Consider the following 20136-nt stretch of genomic DNA (forward strand, 5'->3'; position numbering starts at 1 on the left):
AACATGCCGCTGCCGGTGTTGGCGTTCGGTAATTTAACCTGACTTATAGTCCGCGTGAATATTTCGGGAAAACACGGACTTCGATCCGTCGGTTGGCTTCACGATTTTCCGGTATCGGGTTGCCCTGGTCATCTTCATTGGGCAGTTTGGGCATGGTATCGCCATAGGAAATGGCACGCATCCGGTCTGATTGCGGATCAACGCCCACCGCGCCAAAAAAACGGACCACCGCAATCGCCCGGCCCGCCGCGAGTTCCCAGTTCGATGGGAAGCGCGGGGTGTTAATCGGGGAATCGTCGGTGTGCCCTTTGACTTCGATCTGAAAGCCCATATAGCGGGGCTGTTTTAAAAGGTCGCCGACATCCTTTAAAAACAAAACGGCATCGCGGGTTAAATCGGCTGATCCCGATTGAAAAAACGACCCGCTGGCAAGTTCCATCACGATGCCTTCATCGTCGGTTTTCACCTTGACCGATTTGTCGAGTGCCAGATTGAAAACAACGTCTTTCAGGTCGGTTTCAAGAATTTCGGTGGGGCGTACGACACTGCGTTTGCCAATATTCTGGGCGATCCCCGCCTGAATTTTTTCAAATACCGGCAATTCAATTTTGGAAAAACTGACCAGCATGACAAAAAACGCCATCAGCAGGGTGATGGCATCGGCATAGGTTGCCAGCCAGTCCTCGTTGATTTCTGCGGGGCGTTTAGTGTCGAGCGGTGATCTGCGACGCCGGGCCATAAGCATGTCCTGTATTCAAGAAAGAACCAAACCGGTTTATTGCGGGGCCTTGTCCATATTAAAATGGATGGCCGGGTCCAGGAACGAATTCATCCGGTCCTGAATTGCGCGCGGCCCCTTGCGGTCTGCCAGCATGATCAGGCCTTCGGCAATCAGCGAATTGCGAAATTTCATAATGTCTTCGCGCTGCTGGATTTTGCTGGCGGCAGGAATGAAAAAGAACCGTGCCGCCACAATGCCATAAAGCGTCGTGATCAATGCAATGGCAAGGCCTGCGCCCAGTGACGTTGGGTCATCGCCCATTTTATCAAGCATGATCACAAGGCCAACCAGCGTTCCGATCATGCCAAATGCCGGTGCGGCACCTGCCATACTGCGTAAAATATCAACCGGAACCAGATTGCGGTTATAGGAACTGTCGATGGCGTTATAAAGCATGTCGGCAACGTCATCACCGTTATAGCCGGTAATGACAATTTCCATTGCCCAGCCTAAAAACGGTTCTTCCTTGCCCAGCCTGGATATTTCCTGTTCAAGGGCATTAATGCCCTTTTTCTGCATCAGGTAACCCCATTTGACCACGCGGCCAACTTCACCGGTTAATTGCCCGCGGCCCATACGCTGGGCGCGGAAAATTTTAAAAATCAGTTTTACAGCCAGCCAGACATACCTTGTCTCATAGGCAATAAAAGTCGCCGCAAATGTCCCGCCGAGCACCATCAGCACGCTCGATAGGCTAAGAAAGACGACATAGTTGTCAGTCGAGATATAAATCGACGCAACAAACAGGCCTATACCGGCCAGAATCCCCAAAATCGTTGTCAGCGACATCGCTTTTCACGTTCCTTCAAACAGAAATCTTCCTGACTTCCGCCCCCACTTCGCAGATCTGCCAATGGCAGTTGCACTTCTGTAATCATCATAGACTGCGTTTGCCCCCCTGTTAAGCAAAGAGCCATCCAAAGCACGAATGAAGCCGGTTTTTCGACCTTTGCGTTATTTAGGCGTCATGATGTTCGTAAAAGTTGCAAGAAATAAGGGGGGAACCTGCGATGTGCGCTTTACGATGCGACGTTGTTTTTTCGGGTGATCGCGTCGCGGTAAAATTCAGCCCGGGCACCGATTGCCAAAAAAGAACCAGTGCCACGATTTTTCAATTATCGAATATGCCCGGGCAGGGGCGCTTACTGCAGTTCCCGTCTGTCTTTATGCAAGGGTGCCGGCAGCTTTACCGTATTCTCATTCACATTGGCATCAGGCGCCGCCCGTTCGGGCAGTGTTTCCATGCATCATCGGAAAGGGGATGCGCTAATGAGGCCTGTAACGGCATTATCAAGGCGTATAAAAACGCGCCCGGCGACTAATGGTTTCGTCGGACGCTTTGTTTGATGTTCCAGGTATCAGGCCGAGCGAATACCATCAAGGAAGCGATCTACCTCGATCCGCAGATTTTGCGAAAGTTCGCCCAGTTCTTCGGCCACTTCCAGAACGGAATGAGCTGATTTGTCGGTTTCGCCGACGGTGTGGCTCACCCTTTCAATATTGCGGGTAACTTCCTGGGTGCCGATAGCGGCCTGTTCAACATTGCGGGCAATTTCGCTGGTGGCATCGGCCTGTTCGCGGACGGCCTCGGAAATGGTGCCCGTGATGTCGGTGATACGCAGGATGACTTCGGAAATATCCTGAATGGATTTTACTGTTTTGCCCGTTTCATTCTGAATGGCGTTGATCTGTTCCGAAATTTCGTCAGTGGCGCGCGCGGTTTGATTGGCAAGGTTCTTTACCTCGGCGGCAACCACGGCAAATCCCTTGCCTGCTTCCCCGGCACGGGCCGCCTCGATGGTCGCGTTCAGGGCCAACAGGTTGGTCTGGCCGGCAATGTCGCTAATCAGGTTAACAATTTCGCCAATTTTGCCCGCGGCTTCTGAAAGCCCGGCAACAGTGCGGCTTGAAACGTCGGCTTCCTGTGATGCTTCGGCGGTGATTTCGGTTGATTGATGGGCCTTGTCACCAATTTGCGTGATTGATGCCGATAAATGATCGGCAGCTTCAGATACGGTTTGAACGTTGGTGGTTGCTTCTTCGGATGCGGCGGCAACCGTGGTGGCGTTTTTACTGGCCTGGTCGGCGGCCCCTACCAGTTGGCGGGCGGTGTTTTGCATCCGGTCTGCCGATGTCGAAACCGACGACACAATCGTTGCGATGATTTTTTCAAAATCCCCAATCAGCGATTCCAGCCGTACCATGCGTTGTTCACGCTGTTGTTGGGCGGCTTTTTGTTCTTTTTCCATCCGTTCCTTGGCAATGGCATTGGTTTTAAACACTTCTACCGATCGGGCCATCGCTCCAATTTCGTCATGACGCTGGGTATTATCAATATCCACATCGATGCGGCCTTCGGCCAGATCACGCATAACGGCATCAAGCTGCGACAAAGGGTTGGTCACAATGTTGGATAACAGGGCGCGAATGCCGACCACGGTTAAAATGGCAACAATAATACCGCCAATAACAATGCCGATCAGGATGGTGTTGGTTTTGGCCTGTTCCGGTGCCACCGAAAGGCTGGAAGACAAAACGGCAATAACGTCGCCTTTTTCTTCGCCCATTAACCCGCCGTGGCAGGTAAAACATACTTCCTTGTCTGCACCCTTGGTCACACCTAAAACAATCGGCATCGACATGCGATAAGTGCCATCATCGGTGTAACGGCCAACCAGTTTACCGGTTTGAATGGCTTCTTCATCAATGGCGTCGCGGGGTAGTTTCAGGGGTTTTTCTTCGTTTTCCTGCATATAGGCCAAGGTTTTGGGTGCCCAGACCGACCATAATTCGCCGGGGTAATCCTGGTTGCGGCTGTCAAACCAGTTATTGAAAACGCGAATGCCGATATCGTCCGAATCATCAACCCGGGCGGCCATAACGTTCACAATCAGGGCATGGAGGGATGTCAGTTCATTGTCGCTAAGCTGTTTTAGCTTGGCATCCATGGCGTGGCGTTCTGTCATGGCGATCATGATCAGGGCAATCACCATGACTGCCGTTACACCAAATGCCGATGCAACCATAAACCGTTTACGAATTCCCATCCGTTTCCAACTGGATAAAAGCGCCATCAATTTCCCTCGAACCCGTCAAAACCGGAAATGAACACACATGCAAAAATTTCCCAAACCTGCCTGTGCAACGACTAGTTAACCATCCTGATTTGGTGTTTATACCAATCGCCCTTTTACCCGGGTGAAACATTGATTTGCCTCAAGTCGGTGGTGTCATTCAGAAATATTCCAAATTTAAATCTAATGTGATGGTGGTATGTCCCGTCATCACATCACAGGGGTAATCTGCCCGTATTTTGTGATTTAAATAGTAACGGATAATGGAACGTTATTATGATGATGGCGGTGCTGCCCGGTAGGGCACAGGGCGTTTGCTGCCCGGGGCGGTGCATTGGGGCACAATGTTGCGGCGCGATGGTTGAAATTACCGCGATAGGCAGGCATACCTGACCAAAATGGGACATAGTGCCAACGATCAAAGATCAGGTCAGGCAGATCAGAAATTGGGGTTGATAATGAATATTACTTTTGCCGACGCACAAAAGAAGCTGGAAGAAATCACCGCTGAAATGCTGATTTTGATTCGGCAATACGGTCTGGACGCCGAATCCCCGTTTGATGTGATTACTGTGGCGCGCAATAAAATTGGCAACGAGCAGGATTATATCCGTTTTCTTGAGCTCTCGCTTGAGGGGCGGATCTATGGGGAATATGCCGAAGCCCTGCAAAAACAGATGGACCAGCAGGCTGAAAACGCTGAAGACGCGCTTAACAATATCCATTGATCCCTGACACCATAATCGGAACCGGCGGAAAGTGATCATATCGTGCTGTCGCATCGCGCCACTGTTTTTGCGGGTGGACGATGTTGATTGACACCGATGTGAAAAGTTTTTTGCCATCGTGTTGTGACAGGGAAGTTGCCGTCGCGTCGGGAAAAACTGGCGGTTTTCTGTATGAAAGGGGCAATGACGCAGGGCATCGTCACAAAATGTTCGCCAACATGTCACCGTCTTGCAGTTGAGAAACCGTATTTCCCGGCCTATATCGCGGGGGTCGATGCGCTGTACCACGAAGTACACAAAAGGCGTGCGACCGTGCCGGCAGTTTGCCGGGCATACCGGGAAAACGAGCAACAGGATGGCGGACATGAATAAAAGTTATGTTCAGACCTTGATGGAAGTCGAAAAGGTATTTGGTCAGATCAACGATCATGACTACCGTTTATATCGCGCCGTCTGGGGCAACCGGCGCGCTGCGGATATCGGCATGCCACGCGGAACCCGTGCCGAGATAAGCCGTAAACTGGCCGATGATTTTACACCTGCTGCACATATTGTTGTAGGGGACGGTGTTACCGGACAGGCCATTGTTGGCGGGCGCAAAATGGAATTTCATAACGCCGCCTGATTGCACATAGAAAAAATCAGATATTGCAGCATTGCATTTTTTGCTCCGCTGCCCGATTTTAGGCCGCCAGTCGATACTTCGATGGCGGCTTTGTTTTGTCATTTTCGGGCCGGAGGCCACATCTGTTATGTCGATTAAATCGCTGATTCGTTCCATTCCTGATTATCCGAAAAAGGGAATTATGTTTCGCGATATCACAACTTTGTTTGGTGATGCCGAAGGGTTGCGCGAAGTGATAGACACCCTGGCCGGTGAGTTTCAGGACCAGAAAATTGACGTGATTGCCGGTATTGAAGCCCGTGGTTTTATCATTGGTCCGGCGGTGGCGCTGGCGTTGGGGGTGGGGTTTGTGCCCATTCGTAAAAAAGGAAAATTGCCCGCCAAAACCGTGTCGGTTGAGTATGACCTGGAATATGGCTCCGACATTATTGAAATGCATGTCGATGCTGTCAAACCGGGGCAACGGGTTCTGATCCTGGATGATTTGATTGCAACGGGCGGCACAGCCCTTGCCGCAATTGATCTGATTGAAAAGGCCGGGGCCGTTCCGGTTTCCTGCGCCTTTATTATTGATTTGCCCGATATTGGCGGGGCCGTTCGTATACGTGAGCGGGGCGTTCCGGTGTTTAATATTGTTGAATTTGAAGGCGACTGACGACCGATATAGCGGGGCAATCGCGAGTTTAATATCGCCTGATTGTTGTGATTTTTTCAGACATTTAATGTATAATCTCAAAGGTAGATAAATTAAGCGCCCATCTTTTCAACGATGGTGAAGGTGATGATACCGCAACTGCCCCCCGTCCAGGTAACCAGTGCCGCCATGCATATGACGCGGCTTGCCCCGGCTGGCGCGCGCGGTATTGCATCGGTTACCCGTGATGCGGGCATTGAACAAACCAACGAACAGTTCGGCTATCATTCCGATACCGACGGAACCCTGTTTAATGCCTTTATCGACGAAAAAAATGGCCGTGGCACCCCGCATGGCGGTGGCAAAGGCGGACAAAGCCCTCAGGATAATAACAGTGCCCAGGCCCGGTTGCGCGGTAATCGTGATGCGGCAGGGCATGATGCCAGCGGTCCTGGTTCAGGGGGTGACTGGCGCTTTGCCGATTTTCTGAACTTTGAAGGTCCGCTTGATTTGGGCGCGCGCCGGTCGCCCCAGTCTATGTATGCGATGGTAAATGCCGTAACGCATGGTGCCATGCCTGCACGTGGTCAGCGGCTTGATTTCCAAATTTGATTTTGGACGTATTTGCGGTGGTCTGCATTTATGTGGTGGGGCTGTGCTATTGCCCCCCTTGTTGCATGGCGGTGGGCTGGCTATCATGTGCAATGCAGGTTAAACCTGCCAATGGGTAATTGTTTTTCGTTTTGATCTGGGCAGGTATGAAACAAAAACCGGTTCTGTATTCGGTATTTGATGTTGCGTTTCGGCTGATCGATCACGCGCTGAACGATAATGAATATCTGCAACCCCAGAAATTGCACCGGTTGTTATATCTGGCACAGGGCTATTTTGGGGCGTCCTATCATGGGGCAATGTTGATGCCCGCCCTGTTCGTAGCCGAAGAAGCCGGCCCGATAGAACCCAATCTTTATGTGTTGATGGAAGAAACCCGCCCCGATGTGCGGCTAAAATCTATTAATGATAAAACAAAACACTTTATCGAAAGTGTCTGGCGGCAATTTGGGCATCATTCGGTGGATCATTTAAATGCCTCCATTCGGAACCACGCCCCCTATCAGGATGCATGGCGGGCCGGGCCGGGAACATTGATATCATTTGATGAAATGGTGACGTTCTATACCGCGGTTCGTAAAACAGCTACCACGCCCGAGGCCGAGGATGTGGTGCGCCCGCGTGTGATGCGTTCGCACAAAGGCAAGCCTGTTGCCACAACCGATTGGCGACCCCGGCGGTTAAAATAGGCAGTTTTCAGCATTAAAACGGTTGTTTTTCGGCAAATAACAGGCATTGCGGGCGGTTAACTTTGCCGCCTTTAGGGGCCTGTTTGCCTATTCCTGTGGGCGCGCCGGGGGAATAGGCATGATGCGGCGCATCGGGTTGTTTGAGGGTTCCGGGTCAATTATTGGGCCCGAATGCGGTGCGGGGCCGGTTTTCCGGGGGGCTGTCTTTGCTGAATTATCCTGGTTTGCGGGCGGCGTTGTTAAATCGTCGCTTTGATCATCGCCTTGTGTGATGTCATCGTTTGCTGCCGGGGCATCGGGCAGGGGCGGGCCGGTATTTTCACTGGTCGCCGGGGCGGTTGCCTTGTTGTCGTCCGCTGTGCCATTTTGGGCATCCAGCTTCGTGGCATGTGGCATTGTAATACCATCGCACGGGTTTGACCGTGCAAGGTCGGATGTAAACCAGATAAAATCAACACTATGACCCGGGCCATAGGCCTTTAGATAATTTGCAGGCGAAACCGATGGATCACCGGGGTTGGGGGCTTCTCGCATGATGATAACAATGCTGGTTCCTTTGGGGTCAAACCGTTTTAAATGCCAGGGGACCGCAACGTTGGCCCGCGCATGCATGGCACCGGTGATCAGGAACGCGCCCTTAATCCCTTTTTGTTTGCTTGCATCAAACATCGCACGTGCCAGCGAGGCATCACGCGCGAACTGGATGGTGCTAAAAGGTGGTGCCTGATCGGGCGATAAAACACCGCAATGGGCATCGACAATTTCACGATCAAACAGTGTTTTTGTTTCATCGGGCAAAGGTGGCAAAGCCAGCTTTTTTGCCAGGCTGGCAGGCAAGGCAGCGTTGCCTTTTTCGATCAGGGGGCCAATGATGTCATCGGGCAGGTTTCCGGCAATCATGGGTAACTGGTGCTGGCGTGCGGCTTCGGCGATGGGCGAATAATCCTGCCAGGAAGGCCAGCCGCTGTTGTCCCAGTCCAGTGCGACGCCAATATCATCGATCGCGCGTTTTTTGTCGTGCCATGCATCATCCAGGTCCTTTTGCTGGTCCCGGTTGATCATTTCCCACACAACGGCCCGTTTCAGACCATCGCCCGATAGCACATCCACCAGTTCGGCCTGGCGTTGATGATGGATCAGGTTGTCGTGGGTTTCACCCAGTAAAATGTATTTTGCCCCGGCTGCGGCGGATTGCAGGGTTTCCAGCCGCACATAGTCGCCTTTGGCAACATCATAGATTAATCCCGGCGCAGGCGACATGGGGCTTATATCCCCGCCGGCCGCCTGCGCCGGTTTACCGGCACCAACGCATAGAACAATCAGCAGATAAACAATAAACGGAAAGCCGGTTTTCCCGGCCCGGGGTTTGTTGTGAATTGTTGGCATGTTCCGGTTCGGTGTTGTTGGCAAAAAAGATACCTGACGATGGTTATTTTGTGTGGTTCAAGGCCGTTTCAATGTCGTCAATCAGGTCGTCGATGTTTTCGATGCCGACAGACATACGCAAAAGATCGCCGGGAACCGGGCTGGCTGGCCCTTCGACAGAGGCGCGATGTTCTATCAGGCTTTCAACGCCGCCCAGTGACGTCGCACGTTTAAACAGTTTGCAGGCATTATGAAAGGCGACTGCGCGTTCGGTGCCGCCTTTAACCCGCAGTGACATCATGCCACCAAAGCCACCGTGCATTTGCTTTTTGGCTATCTCGTGGCCAATGTGGCTTTCAAGGCCCGGATATTGCACCTGTTCAATTTCGGCATGGTTTTCAAAATGCCGGGCAATTGCCATCGCATTGCTGCTGGCGCGTTCCACCCGTATCGAAAGGGTTCGCATACCGCGCAATAACAGCCACGTTTCAAACACACCCAGAACGGCCCCGCCGCCTTTGTGCTGTTTGCAAACCTGTTCCCAGAAAGCATCTTTTTTTGCAGAAGTTAATGTGCCTGCCAAAACATCGCTATGCCCGTTCAGGTATTTGGTGGCCGAATGCATGACAATATCGGCGCCAAATTCAATTGGCCGGGTAATTAGCGGTGTTGCCACCGTATTATCAACGGCCACGACCGCGCCAATCTTGTGGGCCGCACTGGCAACTGCAGCAATATCGGTAATTTGCCAGTCAGGGTTGGCGGGGGTTTCCAGCCATACCAGCTTTGTTTTACCGGGCTGCATGTGTTTGGCCCATGCGTCGGCATCGCCATTATCAACAAAATCAAATGTCAGGCCCGATCGTACGCCAACATCCTGCATAAACCCGCGTAAGGCCCAATACATAATCTTGGGCGCAACCACATGGTCGCCCGGCTGCAGGGCTTGCAGTACACAAACTGCTGCTGCCATGCCCGACGCAAACAACCGGCTGTCCGCGCCGCCTTCAAGGGCGTTTAAAACGGCACAGGCCTGATCATAGGTCGGGTTATCGGCGCGGGTGTAACACCGCCCGTCGTGATAGCTAAGGTCGGTATTACGTTCAAATGTGGTTGACGGGTATAGCGGCGGGGTGACCGACCGTGTTGTTTCATCAACCCAGCCCAGTGCCTGTGCGGCCACAGTGGCCGGGTGCTGATTATTGGTTTTCGGGGGCATTTTTTGGTTTCCCTGATGGTGGTGGCCATGCTTAATGGGTATACCCTAATGCGCCCTATCAGTTTGGGGAACCACAAAAATACCCGGTTGATCCTCTATCAGGGATATGATGCACATGCAGACGCAAACCTTTCCAAAACAGGCCGACATTGTCATTATTGGCGGTGGTATTCAGGGTGCCGCTAGCGCGTATTACCTGCAAAAAGCCGGAATGTCGGTTGTTTTGCTGGAAAAGGATACGGTGGCATCGCATCAGTCGGGCCGGGCATGGGGGTTTGTGCGCCAGCAGGGGCGCGACCCGGTTGAACTTCCCCTGATGAAGGCCTGCATCGATATTTGGCCAAATCTGGAGCGCGACCTTGGCGCCGATCTGGAATGGCGACAGGGCGGCGTTTTATATGTTGCCAAGGATGACGCCGAAATGGCCCGTTATGAACGCTGGCTGGCCGATGCCCAACCTTATGATATTGGTACGCGCAAGCTGGGTCAGGCCGAGGTGAAAAGCCTGATGCCCGGCATTACATCGCCCGGTGTCGGGGGGATTTTCACGGCGAATGACGGGCAGGCCGAACCAAAAAAAGCTGCCCCCGCGCTGGCAAAGAAGGCGCACGACCTGGGAGCGGTAATTTTGCAGGGTTGCGGTGCCTTGGGCATTGAAACCGAAGGCGGGCAGGTTAGCGGTGTTATCAGCGAACGCGGATTGATTAAAACCCGCATTGTCATTTGCGCCGCCGGGGCCCTGACGCATAAGTTTGTTGCCAGGTTTGGCCGTCGTTTGCCACAACAAACAACCCGGGGCACGGTGATACGTACCAAACCGGTGCCGCCGATTTCGGCGGTCAGCGCGGTTGTCGATGGTTTGGGGTTTCGCCAGCGCGCCGACGGGTCGCTCAATCTGTCGGACGATATCAATACCGATATCGACCTTACCCTGTCGCGCTTTCGCTATGCTGCCGATTTTCTGCCGGGCTACAAATCGAACTGGCGCAATTTCAATTTCCATCTTGATATGCGGTTTATCGATGATCTGGCTGATCATTTACCCGGTAGCCCGGCCGCGGATAAACCGCTTATGGGGCGTCGACAAACTACAGCCTTGCCCAACCCGAAACGTATTCGCAACTCGCTGGCCGCGTTTAAACGCCTGTTTCCCCATATCGAAACACCACAAATTGTTGATCAATGGGCCGGCGACATCGATGTGACCCCCGATGCCGTCCCGGTGATTGACCAGCTTGAAAATCCTACGGGCTTTTTTGTTGCTACCGGTTTTTCAGGCCACGGTTTTGCCATGGGGCCAATTGTTGGCAAGGTTTTGTCGGAATGGATCACAACCGGGCAAGCGTCAATTAATCTCGATGCTTTCCGGCTCTCGCGTTTTGAAACCGGGCAAAAACGGCATCCCTATGATTTACCATAAGAGCCAGGGCGTTTGGAACTGCCCGGCATCGTTTCAGGGGGCTATGGTGTGATTGTTAGCTGCGCGAAAAACGCAGCAACACCGCGCCGCACACCGTCATCATTGTCGATGCCAGTTTCACCAGGTTAAGTTTTTCACCCATCATCACTACGCCAATTAACAAGGCAAAGATGATACTGGTTTCGCGCAAGGCCACCACCAGGGCGATGGGGGCCTGTGAAAATGCCCACATGACAGTGCAGTAAGCAGTAAACGACGCGCTGCCACCAATGAAAAAGGCAATTTTGCCACGTTGGGCAATGTCCCGCACAATTGTTGGCCGCTGAATATGCGCAAAAATGCCAAAAACCAGAATATTGCCGATGGTGTGCCAGGCGTAATAATCCATCACATTGCCAGCCACCCGCACCCCGTTGCCATCGGTCAGGGAATAGGCGCTGATAAAACAGCCGGTAATCAATGCCAGCAGTGCCGCCCGCCCGTTGCGTAATCCGTCTGCATGCCGCACCAGGCACAGGCTGATAATGCCGCAACCGATCAGGGCAATGGCGATCCCTTCAATAGGGGCCAGCACGACGCCCAAAAACAGGACCGAAACTGTCGCAACAATCAGCGGGGCCGACCCGCGGGCAATTGGATAAACCTGGCTAAGGTCACCCCATTGATAGGAATTGATCAAAAACCACTGATACCCCAAATGCAATGCCACCGACCCCGCCAGATATGGCCAGCTTGCCGGGGCAGGCAGGCTGGTAAAGGGTAAAAGCAGCAATAACAATGGGGCGTGCCCAAAAATGACGGCAGTCATATTGAGCATTTTGTCTTTGCCACCCTTGATCAGGGCATTCCAGATCGCATGCATCAGGGCTGCGCCAATTACCGCCAAAAAAACTGTTGTGGTCATTGGGGCTGTTTCCTTTGGCGAGGCAATTAATCCGGAAGGGATTGCGGGCACCTGGAGGGTGCCAGTTTGAAAGCGGTATCGTTTCCTAATTTTGCAGGCAGTTCAAGTGCCGGGATAGCGGAAAATGCCCAAGATTAAAAATGATTTGAAAATGATGTAAAAAAAACCGCAAAGGCAATCATCGTTGCTGCCTTTGCGGTTTGATTAATCGGTAATCCGATGGGGGATGCATGCCCATCGGCACAGGTTTATGCCTGCGCTGGCGCGGATATATGATGATGCGTTCCGCCGACCGGCAGCGCCAAAAAATGTTCAGGGTTTAACCCGGCGCGCTCCATTGCGATATGAAGCCGTTTGGGCGGTTCATCAACAGGTTCAGCGGTTAAAACAAACGTCCCCCAATGAATGGCAATGGCCTGTTTTACGCCCATCACCTGTTTGATCATAACGGCTTCTTCGGGGTTAACGTGGGCGGTTTTCATAAAATCGCGCGGGTCATAGGCCCCAATCGGAATAAGCCCTAAATCAAACGGGCCATATTTTTCGCCCATTTCGGCAAATAATTGTTCGTTCCAGCCGCTGTCGCCAACAAAATAGAATTTAAACCCGTTGGGAAATGTCAGGGCATAACCACCCCAAAGCATTTCCTTGCGGTCGCTAATTTTGCGGCTGGACCAGTGATAGGACGACGTATGCACAATTTTAACGCCGTTAACTTCGGCGTATTGGTCCCAGTCCATTTCAAGGCAACCGTCAATCCCGGCTTCTTTTAACAGCGAGGCATTTTTCAACGGCACGACGTGGGTGGGGCCGTTGCCAATTTGGCGTAATGATTCAAGATCGCAATGATCATAATGATTGTGCGAAAGAGGGATAATGTCGATTTTTGGCAATTGATCAATGCCAAGGCCGGGCGGGCTGTATCGTTTGGGTCCGATCCGGGCAAAGGGCGATGCCCGGTCTGAAAAAACCGGATCGGTTAGAATGTTCAGTCCTTGATATTGCAATAATACAGTGGCATGGCCAATCCAGGTGACCTGGGCGACATCGGGATTGGGGGTGTGAATGGCATCCAGATTGGGGGAAACAACAGGGGTTTTACCGATCTGGTCTTTGGCTTTGGGCCAGCTTTCACGCCCAAACAACCGGCGGCGTAAAAACGTAAAAAACGATTTTTTGCCTTCCGGTAAAGGATAGCGGTTTTCAAAGCCGTTTTCGGTGTGATGGTCCGGGCGAGATACAGAATTCACAGGTTTTCCCTTATCATTTTTGTTCTTTTACTATGTGTTGCATTTACAACGCTGCGCAAGTGGGCGAATTAGTTTGTGTTGTGCGATTTGTATATTGCCCAAAAAAAGGGGCAGTACCCGCAGGTACCGCCCGTTTCGTCATGCCGGCCCATTTAATGACAGGCACGGTAAAATGAATGCGTTATTCAACTACATCGACATAACTATCAAGGTCAGGTGTTTGGTCGATAATGCCTTCATCAAGCAAATATTGGGCAAAACGGGCATACCGCCCCCGATCAACGGCGGCCGGGCGCAAGGCAAAGCGTGGTAATGTGTCGGCCCAGGCGCGTTTGTTCAATTCATCATCCAGGTTGGGATAGGCGGCAACAAACGCCTTCCAGCTATCATCGGGGTGATTGATCAGATATTGGGTGGCTTCTTCCAGGGCATCAAGCATCTTTTTCATACGCGGGTCACCCACATGGTCCTTGCGTATGGTCAGGATCAGCTCGTCATAAGGTGGAACACCTTCTTCCTCGACGTAAAATGCCTTGCCCGGTTTGCCTTCGATATCCATCTGGTTCAATTCGAAATTGCGATAGGCACCAATCACCGCGTCAACCTGGCCTGAATATAATGACGGCGACAGCGAGAAATTGACGTTCACCAGTTCGACCGATTTGATGTCAACACCGTGACTTTTTAGCATGGTTCCCAGAACTGCATCTTCAAAACCGGCCAGCGAATAACCGACTTTTTTGCCTTTCAGGTCGGCGATATCTTTAATGGGCCCGTCTTTTAACACCACCAGCGCGTTTAGCGGCGTTGCCACCAGGGTGCCAATGCGTGTTAGCGGCAAACCCTGTGCGACCTGAACATGCAATTGCGGTTGGTAATTGACGGCCACATCGCCTTGCCCGGCGGCGACCAGGCGCGGCGGGGCCGACGGGTCCGCCGGTTCAACCAATTCCACATCCAGCCCGTGTTTGGTGAAAAATCCCTTTTCCTTGGCGACAATCAGCGGCGCGTGGTCGGGGTTTACAAACCAGTCCAGCAGGATCGTCAGTTTTTCGTTGGCATGGGCGGGTAATGCGGACAGCGCCAAAGACGCCCCGATGGTTGCAGCCGATAATATCGATTTTAGGCGTGACATCACTATTTCCCTGTTTCAAACAAGCACGGTGAAAATGAAAAAAATGCAGTGGCAAAATTGCGGGCAGGCCGCGATTATTGGCGCATAAGCAGCAAGTTTAATCGTGGCGGGCAAGGCTGTCGGGTTGCCAGGGTAACAGCCTGCGCAACAGTTGATCGACAATGAAATATTGCGTGATCGAAAAGGCACACAGGATCAGAAGGCAGGCAAAAACCATGTCGATCTGAACCCGGGCATTGGCTTGTAGCATTAAATATCCCAGCCCATGACTGGAGCCGACCCATTCGCCAATTATCGCCCCGATCGGGGCAACAGCCGTCGCCACGCGAAAGCCCGATGCAAAGGCGGGCAAGGCAGCTGGCAACCGAATATGTGTTAACAAACGCCAGCGATGTGTGCCCATCGTGTGGGCCAGATCAAGCCAGCCCGGTTCTGTCCGCGATAATCCGTCAAAAAACGCAACAGTGACCGGAAAGAAAATGATCAGGGCAGCCATGGCAATTTTTGAGGCCATGCCAAACCCCAGCCACAGCACCAGCAACGGGGCAATGGCAAAAAACGGAATGGCTTGTGATACCAGCAATATCGGCATCAACCAAAACCGTATCGGGCTGAACAATGCCATTGGCAGGGCGGCAAGCGCGCCCAGAAGTGCCCCGGCAAACAGGCCAATTACGGTTTCGGCAATTGTATAACCCGCATGGTCCAGCAGCACCGCATGGCGGTTGGTCAGCGCCAGCCACACGTCATAGGGGGCAGGCAGCATGTATTTTGGTGCGCCCGTCACCATTACAACGATCTGCCAGGTGGCGATTAAGGCCACGATGATGATAATGGGCCGCGCCAGTTTCAGCAGTTTCCGTTCGGCCAACGGTTTTCGCGATATATGACGGGCGGGCTTTGTCGGCGGCGGGGTCATTGGGGGGCCTCCGTCGCACCGGTTTGGGGCGATATTGCGCCCAACTGGTGTAACAGGCGGGCCTGATGGCTCAATATCGCGGGGTCAGTTATGTCGCGCGGAATGGTGCCTTGGGGAATAACGGCATCGGACAATATTGCCGGTGTGCCCTGCAAAACCACAACCTTGTGGCCAACCCTAAGGGCTTCAAGCGGGTCATGTGTGACCAGCAAAACGGTTTTGCCATGTAAGACCCGGGCGGCCAGATCCTGAATGCGCATTCGGTTTAGCGGGTCCAGGGCCGAAAAGGGTTCGTCCATTAAAACAACCGGGCGATCTTCCATCAAGGTGCGGGCCAGGGCCGCGCGCTGCTTCATGCCACCAGATAACTGGGCAGGGCGCATATGTGCGGCTTTGCCAAGCCCGACTTCGGCAATCAAATGGTCGGCCCGGGAAAAATCAGGTTTTTCGCCGCGTAATACCGCCCCAAGAACAACGTTTTCGCGCACGGATCGCCACGGCAACAGCAAATCTTGCTGCGCCATATAGGCAACCCGCCCGGCCAAGGGTAATTTATCACTACAGGTAATAGTACCGCTGGCAGCGTCGCCGACAAGCCCGGCCAGAAATCTTAAAAGGGTGCTTTTGCCCACACCCGATGGCCCTAGCAAACAGGTAAAGCTGTTGGCACTTAGATCAAGGGAAAGGTCGTGAAAAAGGCTGGTGCCGTTAAATTCAACACTGGCACCGCGCAAATGAACATCAAACGATGTCGGATTGCTGTCAGTTGGTGCCGGTATGTGCTTTATGTTGGGCGTTTTTGCATCGGTATACGTCATACGATCCTTCCTACGCCGGTCTTAACCGGTTCAGGTTCAAAGGGTCGTTCGGCAACACCGAACCTCTCAGCCTGTTTACGACAGGCCCCCCTGGAGATGACGCGACTATGCGCAGATGAAACCCTTGCGTCAAGTTTCGTGATTAATGTTTTTCGTTTGGTCCTTGCCAATCTGGATGCCGGCAAGGACCTGTTGGGCGTTTAGGGGTTAACTTGCAGGTAAACTGCACCACTTGTCGCCCCGGTTTCCAGATCGGTATGTGCCTGTGATGCGTTTTCAAAATCATATGCCTGGGCCAGCGGAAAAGATGACTGGCGTAAAACATCAAACCATGCACTTGCCGCATGATGATATCCTTGCAGGTCATTGATAAAGGCCAAAACACTGGCACGAGTTAAAAACCGGTTTGTCAACGCGCTGACGTCAAGCAAAGGCATATCACCGCCGATTTGACCAATATTGACTGTTGTACCAAATGGTTTGGTTGTGCGGATGGTTTTGCTCAGTGTTTCTCCGCCAATCCCGTCAAAGGCATAATCAACGCCACGACCGTTCGTCAGGGCGGCAATGGCGGTTTCAAAATCCTGTTCTTTGTAGAATATGGCGTGGTCAAGCCCTTGCTGTTTGGCAAGTTCGGCTTTTTCTGGCGTGCTGAGGGTGCCAATTGTGGTGGCACCTAATCGTTTTGCCCAATGCACCATTATTTGCCCCAGCCCGCCCGCCGCTGCATGGACAAGAATGCTTTGCCCGGCTTGGACCTTGCACAGATGAACCAGCAGGAAATAGGCGGTTAGTCCGCGTAGCAATGACCCTGCAATTTGTTGATCGCTTATGTCATCGGGCAGTTTTATCACGCGGTTGGCGGCAACATTGCGCTGGGCGCTATAGCTGCCCACCGGGAAACCGGCATAGGCGACCCGCTCGCCAATGTTAAAATCGCGCACATCCTTGCCGATGGCACAAACCGTTCCCACGGCTTCAACGCCAATGCAGCCGGGCAGGGCGGGCATGGGATACAGACCTTTGCGGAAATAAACATCCACGAAATTAACGCCGATCAGGCTTTGTTTGATTTGTATTTCGTTGTCCTGTGGAGCAGGTAAATCAATATCGGTGGCGTATAAAACCGATGGTTCTCCGGTCTGGTCCATGTGAATGATGTGGGTCATGTTTCTCTCCTGAATGTTGTGACACGCTCAGGATTAAGGGGTATTTCTCTTGGGGGAAATTGCATATATTTGCATAGTAAATGGGTGATAATGCGCAAATGAACTGGGAAGATTTTCGTTATTTTCTAACGCTTGCCGATGCGGGCAGTTTTTCCGGCGCGGCACGCACGCTTGGTGTGGATCACAGTACGGTTGCCCGGCGCGTGGCGGCGCTTGAAACGGCATTTGGCGTTCGCTTGATCGACCGTTTGCCCAAGGCTGTGATGTTAACGCAGGAAGGTCATGCCCTTGCCAGGCGAGGCCAGGGCGCACTTGAAGCGATGTTTGCCGTTGAACGGGCGGCAGCAGGGGCGGTTGCCGGTATGTCGGTGCCATTATGTATCAGCGCACCGCCATCATTGGCGCGACATGTGATAGCGCCAGGCCTGAACCGGTTTTGTGAAATGCACCCTGATATCGAGGTGATTTTGCAGGGGCAAACACAATCGGCCGACTTGAACCGTCGCCAGGCTGATATCGCCATAAGGCTGTCGCGGCCGCGAAAATCCAGCGTGATTATCCGCAAGCTGGCCGATATGCCGTTGGGGTTTTACGGTGCCCGGGATTATACCAAAGCCGAGCCAGACTGGGACTTGATCAGTTGGGACGAAAGCAGCGCAGATATTCCGCAATATCGCTGGCTGGAAGACAGGTTAGGCGGGCGGCGTGTTGTTTTGCGATCCAATGATATGGATGTACAGGCGTCTGCCGCGCGCTCCGGCCTGGGGGTTGCCTTGTTGCCCTGTTATCTTGGCGATGCGGATCCTGATTTGAAAAGACTGCAGGAGCGCGAGAGTTTTCCCGCCCGCGAAATCTGGATGCTGGTTCATGCTGATTTGCGCCATGCCCCGCGGGTGCGAAGCGGGATGGATTTTCTGATTAAAACGATAGGCCGCCTTGGATCGTGACGGGTTGAAATCGTTGACAGCAGGGGAGAAGATACTTCAAATTTTGAAATGTTACATAAACGCGAATATTTTGCGGGGTTTTGCGTATTCCCCCTTGAAATTTATGCACGCTTCTGCAAACCCTAATATCAGAGGCCGTTAAGGCTATACTTTGGTCTTGGTTGTTTCGTTGCATTTGTTCACGCCCTGGTGTCCTGGCATTTTATGGTCTACCCGCCACGTATGATTGCCGCCGAAATTTATCGCGGTTCGTCCTATGGTCCCAAACATCCATTGGGTATTCCACGGGTGTCACTGGTGGTTGACATGGTCCATGCGCTCGGCTGGGTGAATGCGGATAATTATGTTGTCGGACCATTGGCCACACCGGCACAATTGGCACGATTTCATGCGCCGGATTATATTGCTGCCGTTATGCAGGCCGAACGGGATCAAAGCCTGCCCGACGATATGATGGAACGCTACAAGCTGGGGAAAAACGGCAACCCGATATACCCGGAAATTTTCCGGCGTCCGGCAACGTCGGCAGGATCATCGATTTTGGCGGCAGAGTTTTTGCGTGATGGTGGCATTGTCCATCATCCGGCGGGCGGGACCCACCATGGTCGCGCCGCCGAGGCATCGGGGTTTTGTTATTTTAACGATCCGGTGCTGGGCATTCTGGCATTGCTGGATGGCGGGCTGGAGCGGATTTTGTATGTGGATATTGATGCGCATCATGGTGACGGGGTGCAGCTTGCCTTTACAAATGACGACAGGGTTTTAACAGTTTCGGTTCATCAGCATGATTTATGGCCGCGAACCGGCGCTGTTACCGACATGGCCGGGGGCATGGCGCGCAATGTGCCAATACCTGCGGGTATGAATGACGATGAAATGCGTTTTGTGCTGTTTGAGTATTTATTGCCACTGGCGGCAGACTTTGGCCCGCAGGCGGTGGTTTTACAATGTGGGTGTGATGCGCTGGCAGAAGATCCTCAATCGCGACAAATGCTGGGAAACCAGTCTGTTTGGGAAGTGGTAAGGGAGTTTGCAAAAATAGCACCGCGACTGATGGTGTTAGGCGGCGGTGGATACAATCCCTACGGGGTGGCCCGATGTTGGGCCGGGATATGGGCAACTGTGAATAATAATGAAATTCCGGAAAAATTACCGGAATCGGCAGAAGAAATACTGCGTGACATAAAATGGTCGCATCGTCTTGGCAGACAGCCGGCGGCCAACTTGCTTACAACTCTTGCCGATGATTGGCGGGGTGGGGAAATCCGGGCGGAAGTCCGGGGTCATGTGCAGTTTCTTAAAGGGTATGGGGTATGAAGTCTTTCGTTCAAACGGTGTTTGTATTCTTTTTTGTCAGTGCGGCGGTTATGGCTGGCCTGAATGCAAAAGCCACAGGTTTTGAGCGATCGCGTCTTTTGGTCGACGGACAGGTCTTTAATGTGGAACTTGCCTTAAGCCCCGATGAACGGGCGCGGGGGTTGATGTTTCGGACCCACATGGAAGACGATAACGGTATGTTGTTCGATTTCGGCCAACCACGCGATGTGTCGATGTGGATGAAAAATACGTTTATTTCGCTTGATATGCTGTTTATCGGGCAAGATGGCAAAATTGTTGGTATTGCGCCGCGCACGGTTCCAAAATCCGAAGCGATCATTTCGGCACCGCGCCCGGTACGGTTCGTTCTGGAACTAAACGCGGGGCTGGCCGACAAGTTTGATTTCAAGGTTGGCGATACGGTTGATGGTTTGCCGCGTTAATAGCGTGTTGGTTTAAAGGGTGGGGCGGCTTTATGCCGGGTTCCGCGATCTGGTTTGCCCTTGCCGGTTTTGTTTGAAACGCCAAAA

At 52.6% G+C, this 20136-nt stretch carries 20 protein-coding genes and 1 riboswitch; of the genes, 9 read left to right on the forward strand and 11 right to left on the reverse strand.

What is annotated here, in order from left to right; all coding sequences use genetic code 11:
- Positions 1-43: 43 nt before the first annotated feature.
- From THS27_RS17790 to THS27_RS17805, 3 genes are all read right to left on the reverse strand, one after another.
- Positions 44-739, reverse strand: coding sequence for a flagellar motor protein MotB (locus THS27_RS17790; protein ID WP_085593293.1), 696 nt, complete (start codon positions 737-739; stop codon positions 44-46).
- 36 nt (positions 740-775) lie between these two features.
- Entirely contained in the window at positions 776-1570 is a 795-nt protein-coding gene (locus THS27_RS17795) for a motility protein A (RefSeq protein WP_085593295.1), read from the reverse strand.
- Between the two features lie 569 nt (positions 1571-2139).
- Positions 2140-3855 (reverse strand): methyl-accepting chemotaxis protein, encoded by a 1716-nt coding sequence (locus tag THS27_RS17805; protein ID WP_246833010.1) that lies wholly within the window; start codon positions 3853-3855, stop codon positions 2140-2142.
- Between the two features lie 458 nt (positions 3856-4313).
- Here THS27_RS17805 and THS27_RS17810 point away from each other — a divergent pair, with 458 nt between their 5' ends.
- The 5 genes from THS27_RS17810 to THS27_RS17830 all read left to right on the forward strand — a co-directional run bounded on the left by THS27_RS17810 (position 4314) and on the right by THS27_RS17830 (position 7143).
- Positions 4314-4583 (forward strand): hypothetical protein, encoded by a 270-nt coding sequence (locus THS27_RS17810; RefSeq protein ID WP_085593373.1) that lies wholly within the window; start codon positions 4314-4316, stop codon positions 4581-4583.
- Between the two features lie 364 nt (positions 4584-4947).
- Positions 4948-5208, forward strand: coding sequence for a hypothetical protein (locus tag THS27_RS17815; RefSeq protein WP_085593299.1), 261 nt, complete (start codon positions 4948-4950; stop codon positions 5206-5208).
- Between the two features lie 127 nt (positions 5209-5335).
- Entirely contained in the window at positions 5336-5863 is a 528-nt protein-coding gene (locus THS27_RS17820; RefSeq protein WP_085593301.1) for an adenine phosphoribosyltransferase, read from the forward strand.
- Positions 5864-5989: 126 nt separating this feature from the next.
- A complete protein-coding gene (locus tag THS27_RS17825; protein ID WP_139835638.1) occupies positions 5990-6454 on the forward strand; it encodes a hypothetical protein in 465 nt (154 codons plus the stop codon).
- A 146-nt stretch (positions 6455-6600) separates the two neighbouring features.
- Entirely contained in the window at positions 6601-7143 is a 543-nt protein-coding gene (locus THS27_RS17830) for a Panacea domain-containing protein (protein WP_085593375.1), read from the forward strand.
- A gap of 87 nt (positions 7144-7230) precedes the next feature.
- Here THS27_RS17830 and THS27_RS17835 read toward each other — a convergent pair whose 3' ends face one another.
- Both THS27_RS17835 and THS27_RS17840 read right to left on the reverse strand, forming a co-directional pair.
- On the reverse strand, positions 7231-8529 hold the full coding sequence (locus THS27_RS17835; protein WP_085593305.1) for a ChaN family lipoprotein: 1299 nt from the start codon (positions 8527-8529) through the stop codon (positions 7231-7233).
- A 43-nt stretch (positions 8530-8572) separates the two neighbouring features.
- Entirely contained in the window at positions 8573-9727 is a 1155-nt protein-coding gene (locus tag THS27_RS17840; protein WP_085593307.1) for a PLP-dependent aspartate aminotransferase family protein, read from the reverse strand.
- Positions 9728-9842: 115 nt separating this feature from the next.
- Here THS27_RS17840 and THS27_RS17845 point away from each other — a divergent pair, with 115 nt between their 5' ends.
- A complete protein-coding gene (locus THS27_RS17845) occupies positions 9843-11147 on the forward strand; it encodes an FAD-binding oxidoreductase (RefSeq protein WP_246833011.1) in 1305 nt (434 codons plus the stop codon).
- 55 nt (positions 11148-11202) lie between these two features.
- Here the strand turns inward: THS27_RS17845 and THS27_RS17850 are convergent, their stop codons facing one another.
- From THS27_RS17850 to THS27_RS17875, 6 genes are all read right to left on the reverse strand, one after another.
- Positions 11203-12051, reverse strand: a complete 849-nt coding sequence (locus tag THS27_RS17850; RefSeq protein ID WP_085593311.1) for an EamA family transporter — start codon at positions 12049-12051, stop codon at positions 11203-11205.
- A 248-nt stretch (positions 12052-12299) separates the two neighbouring features.
- A complete protein-coding gene (locus THS27_RS17855) occupies positions 12300-13301 on the reverse strand; it encodes an MBL fold metallo-hydrolase (RefSeq protein ID WP_085593313.1) in 1002 nt (333 codons plus the stop codon).
- A gap of 181 nt (positions 13302-13482) precedes the next feature.
- Positions 13483-14436, reverse strand: coding sequence for an ABC transporter substrate-binding protein (locus THS27_RS17860; RefSeq protein WP_085593315.1), 954 nt, complete (start codon positions 14434-14436; stop codon positions 13483-13485).
- Between the two features lie 97 nt (positions 14437-14533).
- A complete protein-coding gene (locus THS27_RS17865; RefSeq protein WP_085593317.1) occupies positions 14534-15355 on the reverse strand; it encodes an ABC transporter permease in 822 nt (273 codons plus the stop codon).
- Entirely contained in the window at positions 15352-16173 is an 822-nt protein-coding gene (locus THS27_RS17870; protein ID WP_085593319.1) for an ABC transporter ATP-binding protein, read from the reverse strand. The genes THS27_RS17865 and THS27_RS17870 overlap by 4 nt, the downstream gene beginning before the upstream one ends.
- Positions 16164-16275, reverse strand: a riboswitch (TPP riboswitch). (Overlaps the previous gene by 10 nt.)
- A 98-nt stretch (positions 16276-16373) precedes the next feature.
- Complete coding sequence (locus THS27_RS17875; protein WP_085593321.1) at positions 16374-17342, reverse strand: quinone oxidoreductase; 969 nt, start codon at positions 17340-17342, stop codon at positions 16374-16376.
- A 98-nt stretch (positions 17343-17440) separates the two neighbouring features.
- Here THS27_RS17875 and THS27_RS17880 point away from each other — a divergent pair, with 98 nt between their 5' ends.
- The 3 genes from THS27_RS17880 to THS27_RS17890 all read left to right on the forward strand — a co-directional run bounded on the left by THS27_RS17880 (position 17441) and on the right by THS27_RS17890 (position 20049).
- Positions 17441-18289, forward strand: coding sequence for a LysR family transcriptional regulator (locus THS27_RS17880; RefSeq protein ID WP_168184934.1), 849 nt, complete (start codon positions 17441-17443; stop codon positions 18287-18289).
- A 204-nt stretch (positions 18290-18493) separates the two neighbouring features.
- Complete coding sequence (locus THS27_RS17885) at positions 18494-19606, forward strand: acetoin utilization protein AcuC (protein ID WP_085593324.1); 1113 nt, start codon at positions 18494-18496, stop codon at positions 19604-19606.
- Positions 19603-20049 carry a DUF192 domain-containing protein gene (locus THS27_RS17890; RefSeq protein WP_085593326.1) on the forward strand — a complete coding sequence of 149 codons (447 nt, stop codon included), beginning with the start codon at positions 19603-19605 and terminating at the stop codon, positions 20047-20049. Before THS27_RS17885 ends, THS27_RS17890 begins: the two co-directional genes overlap by 4 nt.
- Positions 20050-20136: the final 87 nt, after the last annotated feature.

This window comes from Thalassospira sp. MCCC 1A01428 (genome assembly GCF_002115825.1).
Taxonomy (GTDB): Bacteria; Pseudomonadota; Alphaproteobacteria; order Rhodospirillales; family Thalassospiraceae; genus Thalassospira.